This is a genomic window from Streptomyces sp. NPDC059224, from assembly GCF_042754285.1.
In the GTDB taxonomy this organism is placed as follows: domain Bacteria; phylum Actinomycetota; class Actinomycetes; order Streptomycetales; family Streptomycetaceae; genus Streptomyces.
In genome coordinates, this window is record NZ_JBHZAN010000120.1 from 1 (window position 1) to 1,080 (window position 1,080).

A 1,080-nucleotide genomic window follows, 5' to 3' on the forward strand; every position below is an offset into this window, starting at 1 on the left:
GTATTTAGATAACGCGAAAGAATAAAAATAACAGCTGATAGTAAAGTTTGTTGACGATTGCTACTCAATCGAAAGTGAGTTAGCGCGTATGAACTTGCTTCTGAAAACTTATGAAATGAAAGACCTTTTACATCTTGCAGAAATCGTTACTGGGATTAAACTAAGCAATAAAAACTAATGTTCCCCTCATTCTTTGAACTTCTACTATTTGATTTATTTATTCTGATAAATGACGATTTCACCTTCAGGATCTTCAAATCCCGTATAGAATTTATTTAAGATCTCTTCAGTATCAGTAATAGGATAGGCGATAGGCCACATACCCTTTGATGGTTAGAATAAACTGCTCAAAATCTGTATCGTATGTTGGCTTTAGCATATTAACAAAGGCTATCTCCAAATTATAAACCATAAGCGTTGAATCGTTCTTAACAATTTCAATTCTTCCTAACCCAAAGTCAGAAGATATAATTACCGGACTTGCCTTACCCTTCATGTGGGTTGTTGAGATTCCATATTTAAAGGGAATTGTCGGTACTATCGGCGGTCTGAAAAACATCCCAAAAATAAAAAAATCTTTCCCCTGCTAGTCTCCTAAGTCCCTTTGCAGCGGATATGGCACCATAATCTCATTTTATCGAAGTGAGTCATGGTTTATCTGTTGGCCAACCAAAATTGATACAATCTAACGATGCACCCTCTACGGCATTCTAGGGGAGTGCACTTGCATTCACCCAATAAAAACCGGCAGTTAGCAAAGAACTTATGTAGTCGTATGTTCTTACTGTTAACATACAAGAGGTCTCCTTTCCACAATTGCTTAGCAGTAAACGGGAATTTACAAAGCTAATCTCTTCCATTTTCTTATCTTTGTTCTAAAAGTCCCAAATGGAGCAACTGTATTTACATGAATTAATTTATATACTTCCCATACAGCCGTTTTGGTTGCCTCGTCTGCCCATTTTCTTTTGTGTGCAGTGAATAGATCTTCATCACTCATTGAATCAATCATCATGTTAATATCATCAATATTACGATTGAGAATTTCCTCTAATTCTTTCAATGGTAGATGTGCATAGG

The 1,080-nt window shown here is 36.0% G+C and carries 1 protein-coding gene; it reads right to left on the reverse strand.

The window, feature by feature from the left end; all coding sequences use genetic code 11:
- Positions 1 to 838: 838 nt before the first annotated feature.
- Positions 839 to 1,080: ClbS/DfsB family four-helix bundle protein (locus ACFXI4_RS44760; RefSeq protein WP_385003475.1), on the reverse strand; the 242-nt coding region annotated here is incomplete at its 5' end.